Here is an 18,597-nt window from a genome sequence, read left to right as displayed (position 1 = left end):
GCGGTTGTTTTTTCGTAAAATTTTACTGAAAAACAACCGCTTGTATTTAATTATCTAATCTCTTGCTGATGATTTCTGTGAAGTTTAATCCAGTTGTAATAACCATAAATAGAGTTACAAAGATACATCACATACATCACTAATAACGGTAAGCTGGTTTCGCCGTTTTGGAAGTACATTGCCGTCCAAAGTGAAATCGTCATAATATTAACGATAATCCACAACGCCCATTGTTCACGGTAACGTAGCACCATTAGGATTTGAGCCACAATTGAAATAACCACTGTTGCTCCATCAAGTAACGGTAAAGCACTATCTAAATATTTCAGTAATTCAACATAAAGGAATGTACCGATAATTGCAGAGATAATCACAATCCCCCACTGCTTCGCGGTTAGGGCTTTTGCAATCACTTCCTCTACCCCTGCATTATTTACCGTATTTTGGCTTGTCATATTTTTACGCCAGAAATAGAACCCGATAAATTGCACCGGTACATAAACGAGTAAATTTAACATCATCTCGCCATAAAGCTGGAAAGTGTATGAAATATAAGCATAAAGCGAAACGGAAATTAAGCCGAAAAAGTAGTTACTGATTTTCCCCTTACCCACAAAAACGACACATAAAATGCCTGTAATTGCTGCAATAGTGGCAATCCAGCTATCTGGTTGGTAAATAAAAATGGCGATTTGTATCGCAAGGAAAGTCAGCAACCACCCTGCTTCAAATTTAGTCCAACCGCCGAAAAGTTCTTGTTTTAATTTCGTTGAAAATGATGAATCTTGCATACACGCCTCCGATGTAAAAAATATATCTCAAATCATAGAACATAAAAACAAAAAAAGCAAAATTTAGTAAAGGAAATCTTACTTAGATTTGATATCGCCTTTTCTTACTTCTGTACTTACGTCTCCTGAACGCATTTCTGTAGTTACTGCGGTTCCTGAACGTTTAAAGGTATAGTCTGCTTTGCTGAACTCGCCTGTTTGATTATTTAAGAAGAAATGGCGATATTCATTTACCCATAACGCCGTTGCCCCACAGACTGCCACAGGCATCACCACCAAATTCACAAATGGTAGCATCGTAAATAAGCTCACTAACGCACCAAAGGTAAAATTAAGCGTGCGGTATTGTGTAAGTGCATTTCGCATACGCTGAAAGCTGATTTTATGGTTATCAAACGGATAGTCGCAATACTGAATGGCAATTAACCACGCCCCAAACATAAAGGTAAGAATAGGCACAATGGTTTGCCCCACCACAGGTAAAAAACCAAGTACAAAAAGGGCAATTAATCTTGGAATGCTATACATCATTTTTTGCCACTCACGTTTTAGCATTCTTGGTACATCTTTTAACATTGCCCCGAAAGACATATCACCCAATGGCTCGCCCGTGAGTTGTAGTTCAACTTTTTCAGCCAGCAAAGCATTAAAAGGAGCAGCTACAAAGTTTGCTAATGTGGTAAAGGCAAAATAAAAGCCAACTAAAATCATCAAAAAAATCAGCGGAATCAGAATAAAGCTAAGCCATTCCAACCAAGTTGGTAACATTAATGCCAACAACCCGCCAATGTTGGCAAAAAACGCCCATATCAGCCCAACCATTAACACGGTATTAATCAAAATCGGAAAAATCACAAAGGGTAAAAATTGGCGTTGCAGCAACAATTTCCAGCCATAAATAAAGTAGTGAAAACCAAGCCCTATCTGAGTTTGTGGCTGTGAAAAAGCAGAAGACATAATCATTCCTTATTTTTTATCAAAAATTTGTTAGAAATATGGTAAGCTACGCACACTATTTTCGCAAATATGAAAATGTATTTTTTACTGATTATTTAAAATAAAGAGGACACAATGGAACTGCATATTATTTTCTTTATTCTAGCCGGATTATTGATTGCGGTCTTAATCGGCTTTAGTATTTGGTCTGCCCGCCGTGAAAAATCGAACATTTTCTCAAACACTTTTTCAAGCAGACCTGTTGTTGTACCTCCACCAAGTAATGAGCTAAATAACAATATTCCTGCTTCATTGCAGCCGCAAGCTAATGAATATCAAGCAATGTCTGTGCCGGAAGAAAATCCACAGCAGATCCAACAGGAAGTGGAAAGCTCATTGCAAAATATCAAAATCAGCTTACCGGGAGAACCTCAAGTTCAAACAACAGTGCAGCTTCAACAACCTATAGCAGAGCCTGTTAGCACCTACGGTCAGCAAATTTCTAATCAGCAACATATTCAAAATACACCTGATTTTGCGAACCCAACGATTAATGTTGTTATTACGCCTGAACAAGAAGTGCAAGTTGCACCTGTAGAAGAAACCGAAGTTGTGCAAGCTGAACAAGAAGAAAATCCATTTGTAACGCTTTATGTTTACGCACCGCAAAATGAGCCGTTCCGTGGCGATTATGTGGTTCATTATTTAGAAGAAGTTGGATTACGTTTTGGCGAACACCAAATTTTCCACCGCCACCAACACATTGACGATTCGCTCAGCCCGATTATTTTCAGTGCAGCGAACTTAATGAATCCGGGCACATTTGATTTACACAATATTGCTAACTTCTCCACCGCCGGTTTAGTGCTATTTATGCAGTTACCGACTGAAGGCAACGATATTGTGAATATGAAATTATTACTGAGCAATGCGGAACACTTGGCATCATCACTCGGCGGTTATTTATATGACGATGCTCAACAACCGTTTAGCGAAGAATCTCGCCAGCGTTATATGCAACGTGTAATGCGTTAATTGCAAAAATAATTGTTTTTTCGACCGCTTGTTACAAGCGGTCTTTTTTGTAGAGAATTTTACCAATGTCTTTATTTAGTCAAGGCTCTTTATTTGAAGAAAATGCCACATCTGCATTAGTTGAGCAAATCGAACAACTTCGCCAAACGTTACGTCAATACGAGTATGAATATCACGTTTTAGATAATCCTAGCGTACCGGATGCGGAATACGACCGCTTAATGAATGAACTGAAAAATATTGAATGGCAACACCCGGAACTGATTACCGCAGATTCTCCAACGCAACGAGTGGGTGCAAAACCATTGTCAGGCTTTGCTCAAGTTACACACGAAATGCCAATGCTTTCGTTAGATAACGCCTTTGGTGATGATGATTTAGATGGCTTTTTACGCCGAATGGAGAGCTATATTATCAATAATCCAAATGAGTTAGCATTTTGCTGCGAGCCCAAATTAGACGGTTTAGCGGTAAGTATTTTGTATGAAAACGGCTTGCTCACCCGTGCGGCAACCCGAGGCGATGGCACAACAGGCGAAGATATTACGGCAAATATCCGCACCATTCGTAATATTCCGTTAAAACTCAATACGCTCAATCCGCCGGCTCGTTTAGAAATTCGTGGTGAAGTCTTTATGCCTCAGGCAGGCTTTAATGAGTTAAATGAAAAAGCCTTAGCCAAAGGCGAGAAAACCTTTGCTAACCCTCGCAATGCAGCAGCTGGTTCACTACGCCAGTTAGATCCGAAAATTACTCGCCAGCGTCCACTCGTGCTAAATGCTTACGGCATTGGCGTTTATGAAAGTGATGACGAATTGCCAAATACTCAGTTTGAGCGTTTACAATGGCTGAAATCGCTCGGGATTCCTGTGAATAATGAAATCCGCTTAGCTCAAGGCAAAACAGAACTCTTGGCGTATTATGCCGAAATCCAAGCTAAACGCCCAACGCTAGGCTATGACATTGATGGTACGGTATTGAAAGTCAATGATATTGCCTTACAAGAGCAACTTGGTTTTATCTCTCGTTCCCCACGCTGGGCGATTGCTTACAAATTCCCTGCACAGGAAGAAATGACTATTTTGAAAGAAGTAGATTTCCAAGTAGGGAGAACAGGGGCAATCACGCCTGTTGCAAAATTAGAGCCTGTATTTGTAGCAGGTGTAACAGTAAGCAATGCTACGCTACATAATGGCGATGAAATTGAACGTTTAGGCATTGTAATTGGCGATACCGTGATTATTCGCCGAGCAGGTGATGTAATTCCACAAATTACAGGTGTAGTTGCTGAACGTCGTCCTGAAAATGCAAAAAAAATTGAATTTCCGACCGCTTGTCCTATCTGTAACTCTGCGGTTGTTCGGGTAGAAGGCGAGGCTGTCGCACGTTGTACCGGCGGCTTATTCTGTGGGGCTCAACGTAAAGAGGCATTAAAACATTTTGTTTCTCGGAAAGCGATGGATATTGATGGCGTAGGCGAAAAACTGATTGAGCAATTAATGGCTCGTGAGTTAATTAAAACTCCAGCCGATCTATTCAAGCTCGATCATACAACCTTAATGCGATTAGAACGAATGGGCGAAAAATCCGCTCAAAATGCTTTAAATAGTATCGAAAAAGCGAAAAATACCACCCTTCCTCGCTTTTTGTTCTCATTAGGCATTCGTGAAGTTGGCGAAGCAACTGCTCTCAATTTAGCTAATCACTTTGGTAGCCTAGAAGCAATCCGCCAAGCTGATTTTGAGCAATTAAAAGAGGTTCAAGATGTCGGCGAAGTGGTAGCAAACCGCATTGTGAGTTTCTGGCAAGAGCCACATAATGTTGAGGTGGTAGAAGATTTAATTGCTCAAGGCGTGCATTGGGAAAATGTGGTTAAAACTGAAATTGCTGATAATCCATTAAAAGACAAAAATGTGGTATTAACAGGCACACTCACTCAGCTGACTCGTGATGAAGCCAAAGCGTTATTACAAAGTTTAGGCTGCAAAGTTTCAGGCTCGGTTTCAAGCAAAACCGATTACCTTATCGCAGGTGAAAAAGCAGGTTCAAAACTGACTAAAGCCCAAGAGCTAGGCATTCAGATTTTAACTGAGCAAGATTTTATTGATCTCACAACGCATTAATATTCGTAAAACAAGGAAAAAACGAGTAAAATACAAGCGGTTATTTTCTTCGTAAATTTTGCAAAAGGAACATAAAATGGCAATTTTAGTAACAGGCGGTGCAGGGTATATTGGTACTCATACAATAGTAGAATTATTGAATATCAACCGTGAAGTCGTAGTATTAGATAATCTACATAATGCTTCTGAAGTTTCATTAGAGCGTGTAAAACAAATTACAGGTAAAGATTTAACCTTTTATAAAGGTGATGTATTAGATCGCGATATCTTACGCAAAATCTTTGCAAATCATAAAATTGAATCAGTTATCCACTTCGCTGGCTTAAAAGCGGTAGGGGAAAGCGTACAGAAACCTTTGTTTTACTATGAAAACAACGTAGGTGGCTCAATTGTTTTAGTGGAAGAAATGCTTAAAGCAGGTGTAAATACTATTGTATTTAGTTCAACAGCGACAGTATATGGTGTACCAGAAATTATTCCTGTAACAGAAGAATCTCAAGTGGGAGCAACAACTAGCCCTTATGCAACATCAAAATATATGGTTGAACGTGTTTTAGAAGATACTGTAAAAGCCAATCCACAATTTAGTGCGGTTATTTTACGTTACTTCAATCCAGTGGGGGCTCACGAAAGCGGCTTAATTGGCGAAGATCCAAACGGTATCCCAAATAATTTAATGCCATTTATTAGCCAAGTAGCTGTAGGTAAATTACCACAACTGTCTGTTTTTGGTGGCGACTACTCTACTCACGATGGTACAGGCGTTCGTGATTATATTCACGTTGTTGATTTAGCAGTAGGTCATTTAAAAGCCTTAGATAAACACCAAGATCAAGCTGGCTTGCATATCTACAACTTAGGTACAGGCATTGGTTATTCAGTATTAGATATGGTAAAAGCGTTTGAAAAAGCGAATGACATTAAAGTACCTTATCAAATAGTAGCACGCCGTGCAGGCGATATTGACTCATATTACTCTAATCCTAAGAAAGCCCTCGAACAACTCGGCTGGAAAACCGAGCGTGGCTTAGAGCAAATGATGAAAGACACGTGGAATTGGCAAAAAAATAACCCGAATGGTTATAAAGGCTAAAGAAATGAAGGGCTATCGAAAGATAGCTCTTTTTTCTTAAATCGCAAATAATTAGAGAAGGTATTCAAGCTATGGTATATTAACCTAATATCATCTTTTCTTTTGCAAAATTTAGGAAAAATATGACCGCTTACACGCCTGAAAATAATGCTACAAAGCCTTCTATTTGGCAGCAGATTTTTACAAAAAATATGCTCCTTTGTATTTACACGGGTTTTTGTTCTGGCTTGCCGTTATTTGTGTTAATTCAATTAATGCCGGCTTGGCTTACCAGTGCGAATTTAGATATTAAAACCATTGCGGCATTTACCCTTACTTCCCTTCCCTACACTTGGAAATTTCTTTGGGCTGCGTTATTAGACCGTTATTTTCCACCATTTTTAGGTAGACGTAGAAGTTGGATTTTTATTTCTCAAATTGGGCTTTTAGTTATTTTATCCAGCTTTGGCTTGTTTGATCCGGCGAAAGAGATTTCGATTGTGGTAACGTTGTCGGTAATATTAGCGTTCCTTTCCGCTACGCAAGATATTGTTGTTGATGCGTTCCGCCGTGAGATTTTATCGGATAACGAACTGGGTTTAGGTAATTCCATTCACGTTAATGCTTATCGCATTGCAGGTTTAATTCCCGGTGGATTATCACTGTTTTTAGCGGATCACTACGCTTGGGATACGGTTTTCTTGATTACGGCTGCTTTTTTAGTGCCTTGCTTATTTATTACGCTAATCGCCGCTGAACCTAATCATAAACCTATCGATCGTTCCAAGCCGTTTTATATGGCGTTTGTTGATCCGTTCAGAGAATTTTTTACCCGTAAAGGAGTCGCTGGGGCTATCGGGTTAATTTTATTTATTTTTCTCTATAAATTAGGCGACTCTCTCGCCACCACACTGCAAACTAAATTTATCTTAGATATGGGTTTTACTAAATCGCACATTGCAGGCATTGTAAAAATGACTTCTCTTTGGTGTAGTATTGGCGGTGGTATTATTGGCGGTATTGCAATGTTGAAATTGGGTGTAAACCGTGCCTTGTGGTTGTTTGGCTTAGTTCAGTTAGTAACCATTTTAGGTTTTGCGTATCTTGCCAGCTTTGGATATTTCCCTACCGAAAGCATTGGAGCTGCGGAACTTTGGAGATTAGGTTTAGTGATGGCAGGCGAGTATCTGGGCGTAGGGCTAGGCACCGCCGCTTTCGTAGCCTTTATGGCACGTGAAACCAATCCGGCTTATACAGCAATGCAACTTGCCATTTTTACTAGTCTTGCTGCTTTACCAAGCAAAATGTTAGGGGCATACACAGGGCATCTGGTAGAAATGATGGGCTATTATCAATTCTTCTGGCTCTGCTTCTTTATTGGCATTCCGGGAATGTTAATGCTGTTTAAGGTTGCTCCTTGGACAGAGCAAAACTCAGCTTAGTTACAAGCGGTTAAATTTATAAAAAAATTTGCAATTTTAGGCAGTAATCGGTAAGGTTATTGCCTAAGTTATTTATTCATTTTTTTAGTTATTGAGGTTTACAAATGAAAGTTATTTTATTAGGTGCACCGGGTGCAGGCAAAGGCACTCAAGCTCAGTTTATTATGAACAAATTCGGTATTCCGCAAATTTCAACGGGCGATATGTTCCGTGCGGCTATCAAAGAAGGCACTGAGTTAGGCAAACAAGCCAAAGCCTTGATGGACGAAGGAAAACTTGTACCGGACGAATTAACCGTGGCGTTAGTAAAAGATCGTATCGCACAACCAGACTGTGCTAAAGGTTTCTTATTAGATGGCTTCCCTCGTACTATCCCACAAGCTGATGCGTTAAAAGAATCAGGCGTGAAAATTGATTTAGTACTTGAATTTGATGTTGCTGATGAAGTGATTGTTGAGCGTATGAGTGGTCGCCGAGTACATCAACCGTCCGGTCGTACTTACCACGTAGTGTACAATCCACCAAAAGTAGAAGGCAAAGATGATGTAACCGGCGAAGATTTAATTATCCGCCAAGACGACAAGCCAGAAACAGTATTAGAGCGTTTAGCGATTTATCACAAACAAACTAAGCCGTTAATTGCTTATTACACCGCTGAAGCAGAAGCGGGTAACACTCGCTATGAGCGTTTAGACGGTACAAAACCGGTTGAAGAAGTAAGTGCTGAATTAGAAAAAATCTTACTTTAATTGAATATACAAAATCTGCACTATTCAATTAGTGCAGATTTTTTTATTGTCTATGGCAAGCGGTCAAAATTTTGCATTTTTTTGCAAATTTTCGACCGCTTGTTATTTTATTAGGCTTGCGTTTGGGCTTTTACCGCTGCAAATGCCACCATATTAATAATACGGCGAACAGAAGCCACCGGCGTTAAAATATGGGCTGATTTTTTTACGCCCATTAGAATCGGTCCAACGGTAATCGCCGTTGTGGTGGCACGCAGTAAGTTATAGCTGATGCGGGCGGATTCCACATTTGGCATCACCAATAAGTTTGCTGAACCTTTTAAGGTGGTATCCGGCATATGAGCTAAACGTAACTCTTCATTAAGAGCTAAGTCGCCGTGCATTTCACCATCAATATTGAGGCTAGGGTCACGCTCTTGCACAATACGTAATGTTTCACGCATTTTCGGTGCTCCAAGATAGTTATTCGAGCCAAAGTTTGAATGTGAAAGCAGTGCAACCGCCGGCTCAATACCGAAATGTTTGATCTCCTCTGCTGCCATTAGCGTGATTTCTGCTAACTCTTCAGCGGTTGGATCAGCATTAACATAAGTATCGGTTAAAAACACATTTCCTGTTGGCAGCACAAGGCTATTTAGTGCAGCCGGCACTTTTACGCCTTCTTTCGTACCGATAATATCTTTAATTGCTTCTAAATGGCGGCTGTATGAGCCAAACAAGCCACACACTAAACCATCTGCATAGCCCATTTCAACAAGCAATGAAGCAATTACGGTGGTATTTGAGGTGGTTACTCGTTTTGCAATCGCTTCCGTAATACCACGACGGCTCATTAGAGCATAGTAACGTTTCCAAAGCTGCTCGTGGCGGTCATCTTGTTCATTATTTACGATTTCAAAATCCCTGCCTGCTACAATCTGTAAGCCTAATTTTTTGATTTTAGCTTCAATAATCGCAGGACGACCGATTAAAATCGGATATGCCAAGCCCATTGAAACAATCTCTTGTGTGGCGTGGAGAACTTTAGTTTCTTCGCCTTCAGCAAGTACAATACGTTTTTTATCGGCTTTCGCTTGACTGAAAATTGGCTTCATAAATAAACTCGTTTTGTAAACAAACTGCGTGAGTTTTTCAATATAGCCTTCCCAATCTGTAATCGGGCGAGTTGCAACACCAGAATCCATCGCAGCTTTTGCAACAGCAGGGGCGATACGCACAATTAAGCGAGGATCAAATGGTCGAGGAATAATATAGTCCGCTCCAAATGTTGCCCCTTCGCCTCCATAAGCCGAAGTAACCACTTCATTTTGTTCTGCCAGAGCAAGATCTGCGATGGCATACACCGCCGCCATTTTCATCTCTTCATTAATAGTGGTTGCCCCCACATCTAACGCCCCCCGGAAAATAAATGGGAAGCAAAGCACGTTATTTACTTGGTTTGGATAATCTGAACGACCGGTACAGATAATTGCATCAGGGCGAGCTGCTTTTGCTTCAGGCGGAGTAATTTCAGGATTCGGGTTAGCAAGAGCAAGAATAATCGGGTGAGCAGCCATTGAACGAACCATATCTTGCGTTAATGCACCCGCTGCCGAACAACCTAAGAAAATATCTGCATTTGGCATAGAATCGCCCAACGTACGCCAGCCGTTATCCACAATTGCATAGGCTTTTTTGGTGTCGTCCATACGATCATCACGGTTTTGATAAATTACACCTTTGGAATCACATACCACAATGTTTTCACGTTTCATACCAAGTGAAACAAGCAAGTTCAAACACGCAATTGACGCCGCCCCCGCACCTGATGCAACTAAACGAACCTCTTCAATTTTTTTATCCACAATACGCAGGGCGTTAATGACTGCTGCCGCACTAATAATTGCCGTACCGTGTTGATCGTCGTGGAAAACAGGAATGTTCATTCTCTCACGCAGTTTTTGCTCAATGTAGAAACACTCCGGTGCTTTAATATCTTCAAGATTTACGCCACCGAAAGTCGGTTCTAGTGAGGCAATAATATCTACCAGTTTTTCCGGATCGGTTTCATTGATTTCAATATCAAATACATCAATACCAGCGAACTTTTTAAATAGTACGCCTTTACCTTCCATCACAGGCTTACCAGCCAATGCACCGATGTTACCTAAACCCAGTACCGCTGTACCGTTTGAAATTACTGCAACTAAGTTGCCTTTTGCTGTGTAGCGATAAGCTGCTGATGGGTCTTTTTCAATTTCCAAACAAGGCTCAGCCACTCCCGGTGAGTACGCCAGAGCTAAGTCTCTCTGCGTAGCAAGAGATTTGGTTGGGGTAACTTCGATTTTTCCCGGTTTTGGAAACTCGTGGAAATCCAGTGCAGCTTGGCGTAAATCACTCATAGTTCAATCCTTAATTTAGTGGTAAAATTAATTATATTTCAACAACTTAATATTCTTTTCCAGACCTAGAGACCGGAAAAGGTAATTTGCAAAAAATGATATAAATTCAACCGCTTGTTTATTAGATATAATGCTTATTCAACATTAAGAAATCATCATAAATCGGTAAAATCAGCACCTCTGGGTTTTCAATTTTAAGCACTTTGGGCTTTTCTTCTGCTTTATTTTCAGAGCTATTCTCATCTTTTTTATTGGCAGTGATATCTTGTTCTTGTTTATCTTGTGGAGGAGCTAGCTCTGCTTTAACATTCGGTTTTGCTTCATTGATATCTATCTCTTTTTTAGCTAATTCTTCCGTTTTATTTTCCGTTTGCGGAGCCTCAATCTTCGTTTCTTGGGTATTAACTTGTTCGGTTTTTTGTTCAGTTGCCACTTGCTCTACAGTCTGCTCTGTACTCTTTTCTTCCACTTTTGGTTTATATGATGGATCTAATAATTGGCGGCTGATATCCATTTTAGAATCGAGCCAGATCGCAGCAATAGCATCGCTAAATTTTTTATTAAACACTTCAGATACAACACGATCATTTAAAATAAAGTAGCCACTATCTTCTAACGCGATATAGTGCAAAGTATCTTCCGGTTTAATGTCAGGGAATGTTTTTCTCAGACGAGTAATAACTTCATCAACCTCTTGTTCGGGCAGTTGAATGCCTAAATTATTCCAAGTTCTTGCTAAAGAAACTGCAAAATCACGCCCTTCCCACGGCTTTTTATATTGCAATGTGAGCATTAATGGACGTGTACCTTCATCATAGCGCCCCGTTTCGGTAAAAAGTGTGATGTGATAAATATTGAACGGTCCCCAAGTATAATTGACATCGTTAATTTTTTTCCAAGTTGCATTTGCTGTGCCTAAAAATAGAGAGAACAGTGTAAAAAAGACCGCTTTATAACGCATTATTTGGTATCCTAAAGATAAAAGTTATGGTGGCTATTATAGCCTTAAATAGGGTTATCACACATACTAATTTTCGATATAAATTTTGTGATCAAGTTCAAAAAATCAGAAAGATTTATGCGTAGAATCACGAAAAAATGCTAGTATTTTGTTATAAATATGACAAACAACAAATAGGAGTTAAATATGTTTCCGGAATTTCGTGATTTAATTACAGAATTAAAACAAAGCGATGCACATTTTTCTCGCTTGTTTGACAAACATAACGAGCTAGATCAGCGTATCAAAAATATGGAAGCTAATATTGAGATCGCCACCCACGAAGAAGTTGAGACTCTAAAAAAAGAAAAACTGCATCTAAAAGATCAGCTTTACGCTATCCTAAAACAAAAATCTGCTTAATACTTAAAGAAAAAGTCCAGAATTTCTGGACTTTTTTCGTTTATAGCTTCTCTAAATTTGCCATTTTTGCAATCAGCCATTTTATCCCATTACCGACGAATGCCACTTGTAAACGGGTTGCTTCGCCTGAACCTTCCACATTGATAATCGTACCTTGTCCGAATTTGGCGTGATTTACTTTCTGCCCCATTTTCCAGCTATCATCATTTAAAATGGAAGCGGTCGTTTTTGCTGGATTTTTTGCAAATGCCGAAGATTGATTAAAACTCGCCGCACGATTAATTGAACCTCTTAAACGCACTTCACGAATATATTCTTCCGGTAACTCGGCAATAAAGCGAGAAGGAATATGGCGTTCTTCCTTGCCGTATAAACGGCGGGATTCCGCATAGCTGATAGTGAGCTTTTTCTTCGCTCGAGTAATGCCAACATACGCCAAGCGACGTTCTTCTTGCAATCTGCCTTCATCAAAACTCATTCCACTTGGGAAAATCCCTTCTTCCACACCCACCATAAATACACGTGGGAATTCTAAGCCTTTCGCTGAGTGTAATGTCATTAGCTCCACATAATCTTCGTGTTGAGAGGCTTGAGCTTCACCGGCTTCAAGGGATGCGTGAGTTAAAAAGGCGGTTAAATCCGTTAAATCTTCTGCTTCATCAGGTTTTACAAATTGTTTGGTAGCGGTAACTAACTCTTCTAAGTTTTCAATACGAACTTCGCCTTTCTCGCCTTTTTCTTGCTTATACATTTCATACAAGCCCGATTTTTTAATCACATAATCGGTTTGTTCGGCTAAAGACATCTGCTCGGTTTCTTGATCTAAGGCATTAATCAACTCAACAAAGCGGAGTAATGAAGAGGCTGCTCTGCCTGAAAGTTGTTCTTCCTGCACCGCCACTTGAATAGCTTGCCATAACGTAATTTGGCGATTACGGGTAATTTGGCGAAGCGTATCTAAGGTTCTATCACCAATGCCTCTGGTTGGAGTATTAATGACACGCTCAAATGCAGCATCGTCTTGGCGGTTGGCAATCAAACGCAGATACGCCAACGCGTCTTTGATCTCTTGGCGTTCAAAGAATCGCATTCCACCGTAAATGCGGTACGGAATATTGGCTTGAATTAAGGCTTCCTCAATCACACGGGACTGGCTGTTGCTACGGTAAAGCACTGCACATTCGGCAAGATCGCCCTCGTCCTCTTTCCATTGTTTGATTTGAGAGGCGACAAATCGAGCTTCGTCCAGCTCATTGAAAGCACAATAAATATCCACCGGCTCGCCATCGCCGCTGTCCGTCCATAAATTTTTGCCTAATCGGTTATCATTATTGGCAATTAATTCGTTAGCACAACTTAAAATATTACCTGTAGAGCGGTAATTTTGTTCCAAACGAATGGTTTGAGCGTTGTCGTAATCATTGAGGAAACGTTGGATATTTTCCACCTGCGCCCCACGCCAACCGTAAATAGATTGGTCATCATCGCCCACGATCATCACTTTACCGACATTTCCTGCCAATAAACGAATGAGATCGTACTGAATATTGTTGGTGTCTTGGAACTCATCAATCAAAATCTGCTGAAAACGTTGCTGGTAACGCTGTAAAATAGCAGGTTTATGCTTAAATAATTCATAGGCACGAATAAGTAGCTCGGCAAAATCCAAAAGACCTGCTCGGTCGCAAGCATCTTGGTAAATTTGGTAGATCTCAACTAACTTTTTCTCATTCGGATCGTTATGATGCTCAATATCTTTCGCACGATTGCCTTTATCTTTTTGAGCATTGATATACCACGCAACGTGTTTAGGTGGGAAATGTTTTTCATCAATATTGTGTAGTTTCAACAAGCGTTTAAGTAAACGCTGCTGATCTTCGGTATCCATAATTTGGAAATCTTTCGGTAAATCGGCATCTAAATAATGGGAGCGTAATAAACGATTAGCAATACTATGAAAAGTGCCTACCCACATACCAAACAGGCGGTTATCTCCCGATTGGGTTAGGGTATGTTCAATACGGTGTCGCATTTCTGCAGCGGCTTTATTGGTAAAAGTTACGGCGAGAATGTTTGATTCCGGTATATTTTCCACGCCAATTAACCACGCAATGCGGTGAGTTAAAACCCTTGTTTTGCCCGAACCGGCTCCCGCCAGAACCAAGTAATTGCCGATTGGTGCAGCGACAGCCTCTCGCTGCTTGTCATTTAAACCATCTAATAATAATGAGAAATCCATAATTGCCCTTTAATCTGTGCTTTTATACAGCATTATAGCCTAAATTATGGGGTTAGGAAAATGTTCTCCGTTAAAATGGGATCTCGGAATTCAAAACCGGCTGCGAGGAGTTTTTCAGGAATGAGTTGCTGGTTATCTAATACTAAACAAGCTCGTTCACCTAAGCCTAATTTCAACGCAAATTCAGGCACAGCAAAGAAAGCGGGACGATTAACGGCATTCGCTAGAATACGATTAAATTCCTCATTTCTTACGGGATTTGGTGCAACAAAATTGTAAACACCCGAACAATTTGCATTTTTTAGTAAAAAAATGACCGCTTGTATGTGATCTCGGCGGCTAATCCACGCCCAATATTGCTTTCCTGAACCGAGTTTTCCGCCTAATCCGCATTTATAAATCGGTAAAATTTTCTTTAATGCCCCACCTTCTGGCGAAAAGACCGTCCCTGTACGGATTAAACAAACTCTGGTTTTATCGCTTTCAGCTTCGAGAGCTGCCCTCTCCCATTGTTGGCAAAGGTGATTAGTGAAGCAATCTTGATAACAAGCGGTCGATTCTGTATAAAAATTTGCAGATTTCGGTAAATCGCCATAAATTCCGATTGCCGAACCTGAGAGAAAAGTATGCGGAGGATTAACACTCGCATTAATTAATTCGCTGAGCTTATTGGTCATTTTAACTCGGCTTTCAATGAGTTTACGCTTTTGTTGCTCCGTCCAACGCTTATCAAAAATGGGCTCACCGGCAAGATTAATAACCGCATCAAAGTCGTTCAAATCGGAAAACTCATCGAGTGAATAGCAATATGTAATCCGTTTATCATCACTTTTTTTGTCTTTATTTCTAACTAAAAGTGTAAAGTGATGATTTTCAGATTTTAACTTTTTAATTAACTCAGTACCAATAAAGCCCGTACCACCCGTAATAAGAATATTCATACGTTATCTCCTTATAAAAAAATGGCAAACTTGCCACGCTACTGCCTTAATTATTTACAATTTAGTTATCTACCATCTAGCTACAATGATGTTTCAAATAGCTCCGTGATATTTTTAATTAAATCTTCCACCAAAACCTGACGGACAGGGGTAATAAAAATGGTGTCATCGCCTGCAATTGTACCTAAAATGCCTTCAGCTTTTCCCATTGAATCCAGTAAGCGTGCAATAAGTTGGGCTGCTCCCGGGCTGGTTTTTACCACAATTAATGCTTCATTGTAGTCAATATCAACCACTAAATTTTTAAGTGGACTTGATGTTGTTGGCACACTTAATTCTACAGGGAGCTGATAGACCATTTCCATTTTGGTGTTACGTGTTCTAACCGCCCCAAATTTAGACAACATTCGAGAAACTTTTGATTGGTTAATGTTCTCAAACCCCATTTCTTGTAATGCGGTTACAATTTCACTTTGTGAGCTGAATTTTTCTTCTCGCAGTAGTGATTTAAACGCTTCTGATAAATTATCTATCTTATCCACATTCATTCTCTTATTCATAAAAAAGCTAAAATTATTCATCATTCTTGCTTATTTATGCAAATAAATCAATAAACCAAGAAAAAATCCAATAAAAAATTTGCTCTATGTCTCAAAAATGAGATTTGCTGTTTGAATCCCGAAAAAATTTGCCTTACACTAAAATTAATCTAAACTTCCATAACTTATTAGGAGAAATTTATGTGTAAAAAAGTCGCTCTTTTAGGTGCAGCAGGTGGCATTGGTCAATCTCTCGCATTATTATTAAAACTCAATTTACCTGCTAAATCTGAATTATCTCTTTATGATATTTCCCCTGTTACACCCGGCATTGCGGTTGATTTAAGCCATATACCAACGGATGTTAAAGTAACAGGTTTTGCAGGTGAAGATCCGACTGATGCACTTAAAGATGCTGATGTGGTTGTGATTTCTGCAGGTGTTGCTCGTAAGCCGGGTATGACGCGTGCTGATTTATTCAATGTCAACGCAACTATCGTACATAACTTAGTGGAAAAAGCAGCAAAAGTTTGCCCGAAAGCGTGTATCGCAATTATCACTAACCCGGTTAATACGATTATTCCTATCGCTGCAGAAGTACTGAAAAAAGCCGGTGTTTACGATAAAAACAAACTCTTTGGTGTAACCACATTAGATGTAATTCGTGCTAATACCTTTGTGGCTGAAGCAAAAAATGTGAATGTGAAATATGTGAGAGTACCTGTTATTGGCGGGCATTCAGGCACAACTATTCTTCCATTACTTTCACAAGCAACCGTAAATGGCTTAAAACTTGAATTCACTCAAGAGCAAATTGAGCAATTAACTCACCGCATTCAAAATGCAGGCACGGAAGTCGTTGAAGCGAAAGCAGGTGGCGGCTCAGCAACCTTATCAATGGCACAAGCAGGTGCAGAATTTGCACTTGGTTTGGTAAGAGGATTAATTGGTGAAGATGTTCTTCGCTATGCTTATATTGATAACACAAACGGAGAAACCTCTCCGGCATTCTTTGCTTACCCAATTCGCTTAGGTAAAGATGGCTTAGCAGAAGTGCTACCAATTGGCAAATTAAGCGATTTTGAGAAAAAACAAGTAGAAGATTTAATTCCGATTTTAAATGAAGAAATTGAATTAGGTCAAAAATTCAATAAAGATGCTTAATTAAAAGTATGAGGGCTGATCACTGTCAGCCCTTTTTTTATCTAATTTTATTATTATCAGAAGGAAATGATTATGTTAAAACACAAGATTATTATTAGTTTAATGGCATTTTCTATTATTGCTTGTTCATCTAATAAGCCTGTGAAAGTCGTAAGTGGCGATAATAAATTAGATTATGCACAACAAAAGAATATTCATATTAGTGAATCAAAATTAGCAAATAACACGACGACTACAAATCAGAATATGCAAAAGCCGAAAAATGCAACGGCACTTTGCTTTAACGGGATTTATTCAACAGATATGCAAAATCCTTGTGCAAATCAAGGCGGAGTAAAAGAGAAATATAGCCATTACTATGCTGATTAAATAGAGAATCGCAATACGCCCATTTTATGGGCGTATTATTACTCTTTCTTTTCGGCTTTTTGCTCTTTTTCAGGTTCAGGGTCAAATTTCACTACCGGCACACAGCCTCGACAAGCACCTTGATTTACACCTAATTCATCACAAAATTGGTCGTACTTTTCAAGGGCTTTTTTAAACCAGCTTTTCTTTTCGGTTTGTTCGCTCATTGTCTTTCTCCACTAGAAGAAATGACAAGCGGTTGTTTTTGGTGAAAAATTTGTAAAAAACAACCGCTTGCCAACTTAATTAATCACGGAAGTTATTGAATTGGAAAGGCTGTCCTAAATCTGCCCCTTTCACTAATTGAATAGCTGCCTGTAAATCATCACGAGATTTACCCGTTACACGCACTTGTTCGCCTTGAATTTGAGCTTGCACTTTGATTTTCGAATCTTTAATCAGCTTAGTAATTTTCTTCGCCATATCCGATTCAATCCCTTGTTTGAGCTTAATCTCTTTGGAGTAAAGTTTACCGTGATGCTCACTTTCAGCTGGAATATCAAGTGAGTTATGCTCAATACCACGTTTTACGCAAGAGCCGATTAAAATTTCAATTAACTGTTCTAATTGGAAATCCGATTCGGTGGTAAGCTTAATAGTTTCGTTTTTCTCGTTTAACTCAATCACCGCTTCAACACCACGAAAGTCATAACGGGTGCTTAACACACGGTTTGCATTTTCAACCGCATTACGCACTTCGTGCATTGTGATTTCAGATACAATATCAAATGATGGCATTTTTTCTTCTCCATTAATTTTGAAATAAATTCTTCGCATTCAGCAGCAAGCACAATGCGGTTAAGTCGCCAAAGTTTACCACAAAATTCGCCTGTTCTTGTACTTTTGGTTTGGCGTGTAAGGCAACGCCTAAGCCGGCGATGCTTAACATTGGCAAATCATTTGCTCCATCACCCACCGCAACCCATTGATTTTTTGGAATATTAAATTCTGTCGCAAGTTGTTGTAGTGTATCGGCTTTATGTTGAGCATCCACAACCTTACCCAATACATTACCGGTTAATTTGCTATCAATAATTTCCAGTTGGTTCGATACGGCAAAATCTAAGCCATATTTTTCTTTTAAGTAATCAGCAAAATAGTCAAATCCACCGGAGGCAATTGCCAATTTCCATCCTTTGCTTTTCAAAAGCGACACCATTTGCTCAAAGCCGTCCATAAGCGGTAGATTTTCTCGCACTTTTTGCAAAATAGCTTCAGGTGCATTTTCAAGTGTAGCAACACGTTTGCGTAAGCTTTGCTCAAAATCCAACTCGCCACGCATTGCACTTGCGGTAATCGCAGACACAATTTCGCCCGTGCCGGCAAGCTTAGCGATTTCATCAATACACTCAATTTTAATGGCGGTTGAATCCATATCCATTAATAACAAACCGGCTTGGTTTAAATTTGGAGT

Annotated in this window: 18 protein-coding genes; 8 read left to right on the top strand and 10 right to left on the bottom strand. The window is 39.6% G+C overall.

The window, feature by feature from the left end; all coding sequences use genetic code 11:
- Positions 1 to 50: 50 nt before the first annotated feature.
- Both pnuC and cysZ read right to left on the bottom strand, forming a co-directional pair.
- The gene (gene pnuC / locus ACJHV0_RS01355; protein ID WP_025236536.1) at positions 51 to 791 is read right to left on the bottom strand and encodes a nicotinamide riboside transporter PnuC; all 741 of its coding nucleotides are present in this window, start codon (positions 789 to 791) and stop codon (positions 51 to 53) included.
- A 78-nt stretch (positions 792 to 869) separates the two neighbouring features.
- Complete coding sequence (gene cysZ / locus ACJHV0_RS01350; RefSeq protein WP_283386290.1) at positions 870 to 1,748, bottom strand: sulfate transporter CysZ; 879 nt, start codon at positions 1,746 to 1,748, stop codon at positions 870 to 872.
- A gap of 114 nt (positions 1,749 to 1,862) precedes the next feature.
- Here cysZ and zipA point away from each other — a divergent pair, with 114 nt between their 5' ends.
- The 5 genes from zipA (at position 1,863) to adk (ending at position 8,148) form a co-directional block, all read left to right on the top strand.
- Positions 1,863 to 2,762: a cell division protein ZipA gene (zipA, locus tag ACJHV0_RS01345; RefSeq protein ID WP_483133166.1), complete on the top strand. Its 900-nt coding sequence runs from the start codon at positions 1,863 to 1,865 to the stop codon at positions 2,760 to 2,762.
- Between the two features lie 65 nt (positions 2,763 to 2,827).
- A complete protein-coding gene (gene ligA, locus ACJHV0_RS01340) occupies positions 2,828 to 4,885 on the top strand; it encodes an NAD-dependent DNA ligase LigA (protein ID WP_334237090.1) in 2,058 nt (685 codons plus the stop codon).
- A 76-nt stretch (positions 4,886 to 4,961) separates the two neighbouring features.
- The gene (galE, locus tag ACJHV0_RS01335) at positions 4,962 to 5,978 is read left to right on the top strand and encodes a UDP-glucose 4-epimerase GalE (protein ID WP_334253531.1); all 1,017 of its coding nucleotides are present in this window, start codon (positions 4,962 to 4,964) and stop codon (positions 5,976 to 5,978) included.
- Between the two features lie 122 nt (positions 5,979 to 6,100).
- On the top strand, positions 6,101 to 7,399 hold the full coding sequence (locus ACJHV0_RS01330; RefSeq protein ID WP_483133165.1) for an AmpG family muropeptide MFS transporter: 1,299 nt from the start codon (positions 6,101 to 6,103) through the stop codon (positions 7,397 to 7,399).
- Between the two features lie 104 nt (positions 7,400 to 7,503).
- Entirely contained in the window at positions 7,504 to 8,148 is a 645-nt protein-coding gene (adk, locus tag ACJHV0_RS01325) for an adenylate kinase (RefSeq protein WP_334228845.1), read from the top strand.
- A gap of 110 nt (positions 8,149 to 8,258) precedes the next feature.
- On the opposite strand, the gene ACJHV0_RS01320 is transcribed toward adk, so the two are convergent.
- Together ACJHV0_RS01320 and ACJHV0_RS01315 are read right to left on the bottom strand one after the other, a co-directional pair.
- On the bottom strand, positions 8,259 to 10,529 hold the full coding sequence (locus tag ACJHV0_RS01320; protein WP_483133164.1) for an NADP-dependent malic enzyme: 2,271 nt from the start codon (positions 10,527 to 10,529) through the stop codon (positions 8,259 to 8,261).
- A 121-nt stretch (positions 10,530 to 10,650) separates the two neighbouring features.
- Complete coding sequence (locus tag ACJHV0_RS01315; RefSeq protein ID WP_483133163.1) at positions 10,651 to 11,490, bottom strand: dihydroorotate dehydrogenase; 840 nt, start codon at positions 11,488 to 11,490, stop codon at positions 10,651 to 10,653.
- A 186-nt stretch (positions 11,491 to 11,676) separates the two neighbouring features.
- Here ACJHV0_RS01315 and ACJHV0_RS01310 point away from each other — a divergent pair, with 186 nt between their 5' ends.
- Positions 11,677 to 11,892 carry an HP1242/YdcH family protein gene (locus ACJHV0_RS01310; protein ID WP_025236545.1) on the top strand — a complete coding sequence of 72 codons (216 nt, stop codon included), beginning with the start codon at positions 11,677 to 11,679 and terminating at the stop codon, positions 11,890 to 11,892.
- A 40-nt stretch (positions 11,893 to 11,932) separates the two neighbouring features.
- Here the strand turns inward: ACJHV0_RS01310 and uvrD are convergent, their stop codons facing one another.
- The 3 genes from uvrD to argR form a co-directional block, all read right to left on the bottom strand.
- Positions 11,933 to 14,131, bottom strand: a complete 2,199-nt coding sequence (gene uvrD / locus ACJHV0_RS01305) for a DNA helicase II (protein WP_483133162.1) — start codon at positions 14,129 to 14,131, stop codon at positions 11,933 to 11,935.
- Positions 14,132 to 14,175: 44 nt separating this feature from the next.
- On the bottom strand, positions 14,176 to 15,072 hold the full coding sequence (locus tag ACJHV0_RS01300) for a TIGR01777 family oxidoreductase (RefSeq protein ID WP_483133161.1): 897 nt from the start codon (positions 15,070 to 15,072) through the stop codon (positions 14,176 to 14,178).
- Positions 15,073 to 15,152: 80 nt separating this feature from the next.
- Positions 15,153 to 15,614 (bottom strand): transcriptional regulator ArgR, encoded by a 462-nt coding sequence (gene argR / locus ACJHV0_RS01295; protein ID WP_025236548.1) that lies wholly within the window; start codon positions 15,612 to 15,614, stop codon positions 15,153 to 15,155.
- Positions 15,615 to 15,812: 198 nt separating this feature from the next.
- Between argR and mdh the strand changes: the two genes are divergently transcribed.
- Both mdh and ACJHV0_RS01285 read left to right on the top strand, forming a co-directional pair.
- The gene (mdh, locus tag ACJHV0_RS01290; RefSeq protein WP_483133160.1) at positions 15,813 to 16,775 is read left to right on the top strand and encodes a malate dehydrogenase; all 963 of its coding nucleotides are present in this window, start codon (positions 15,813 to 15,815) and stop codon (positions 16,773 to 16,775) included.
- A 72-nt stretch (positions 16,776 to 16,847) separates the two neighbouring features.
- Entirely contained in the window at positions 16,848 to 17,144 is a 297-nt protein-coding gene (locus ACJHV0_RS01285; protein WP_334235824.1) for a hypothetical protein, read from the top strand.
- 38 nt (positions 17,145 to 17,182) lie between these two features.
- On the opposite strand, the gene ACJHV0_RS01280 is transcribed toward ACJHV0_RS01285, so the two are convergent.
- The 3 genes from ACJHV0_RS01280 to serB form a co-directional block, all read right to left on the bottom strand.
- Positions 17,183 to 17,350 carry a DUF5363 domain-containing protein gene (locus ACJHV0_RS01280; RefSeq protein WP_162621155.1) on the bottom strand — a complete coding sequence of 56 codons (168 nt, stop codon included), beginning with the start codon at positions 17,348 to 17,350 and terminating at the stop codon, positions 17,183 to 17,185.
- Positions 17,351 to 17,429: 79 nt separating this feature from the next.
- Positions 17,430 to 17,921, bottom strand: a complete 492-nt coding sequence (locus tag ACJHV0_RS01275) for a YajQ family cyclic di-GMP-binding protein (protein ID WP_025217875.1) — start codon at positions 17,919 to 17,921, stop codon at positions 17,430 to 17,432.
- Between the two features lie 13 nt (positions 17,922 to 17,934).
- The coding region (gene serB / locus ACJHV0_RS01270; protein ID WP_483133159.1) for a phosphoserine phosphatase SerB at positions 17,935 to 18,597 on the bottom strand (663 nt) is incomplete at its 5' end.

The organism is Mannheimia sp. (assembly GCF_056854775.1).
This window is presented reverse-complemented; position numbering and strand designations above follow the sequence as displayed.

Bases quoted from the DNA above. Each gene is read 5' to 3' on its own strand.
- zipA (WP_483133166.1), top strand. From the start codon at position 1,863: ATGGAACTGCATATTATTTTCTTTATTCTAGCCGGATTATTGATTGCG.
- mdh (WP_483133160.1), top strand. From the start codon at position 15,813: ATGTGTAAAAAAGTCGCTCTTTTAGGTGCAGCAGGTGGCATTGGTCAA.
- ligA (WP_334237090.1), top strand. From the start codon at position 2,828: ATGTCTTTATTTAGTCAAGGCTCTTTATTTGAAGAAAATGCCACATCT.
- ACJHV0_RS01300 (WP_483133161.1), bottom strand. From the start codon at position 15,072: ATGAATATTCTTATTACGGGTGGTACGGGCTTTATTGGTACTGAGTTA.
- ACJHV0_RS01330 (WP_483133165.1), top strand. From the start codon at position 6,101: ATGACCGCTTACACGCCTGAAAATAATGCTACAAAGCCTTCTATTTGG.
- adk (WP_334228845.1), top strand. From the start codon at position 7,504: ATGAAAGTTATTTTATTAGGTGCACCGGGTGCAGGCAAAGGCACTCAA.
- ACJHV0_RS01315 (WP_483133163.1), bottom strand. From the start codon at position 11,490: ATGCGTTATAAAGCGGTCTTTTTTACACTGTTCTCTCTATTTTTAGGC.
- ACJHV0_RS01285 (WP_334235824.1), top strand. From the start codon at position 16,848: ATGTTAAAACACAAGATTATTATTAGTTTAATGGCATTTTCTATTATT.
- galE (WP_334253531.1), top strand. From the start codon at position 4,962: ATGGCAATTTTAGTAACAGGCGGTGCAGGGTATATTGGTACTCATACA.
- uvrD (WP_483133162.1), bottom strand. From the start codon at position 14,131: ATGGATTTCTCATTATTATTAGATGGTTTAAATGACAAGCAGCGAGAG.
- ACJHV0_RS01320 (WP_483133164.1), bottom strand. From the start codon at position 10,529: ATGAGTGATTTACGCCAAGCTGCACTGGATTTCCACGAGTTTCCAAAA.
- ACJHV0_RS01280 (WP_162621155.1), bottom strand. From the start codon at position 17,350: ATGAGCGAACAAACCGAAAAGAAAAGCTGGTTTAAAAAAGCCCTTGAA.
- cysZ (WP_283386290.1), bottom strand. From the start codon at position 1,748: ATGTCTTCTGCTTTTTCACAGCCACAAACTCAGATAGGGCTTGGTTTT.
- ACJHV0_RS01275 (WP_025217875.1), bottom strand. From the start codon at position 17,921: ATGCCATCATTTGATATTGTATCTGAAATCACAATGCACGAAGTGCGT.
- ACJHV0_RS01310 (WP_025236545.1), top strand. From the start codon at position 11,677: ATGTTTCCGGAATTTCGTGATTTAATTACAGAATTAAAACAAAGCGAT.
- pnuC (WP_025236536.1), bottom strand. From the start codon at position 791: ATGCAAGATTCATCATTTTCAACGAAATTAAAACAAGAACTTTTCGGC.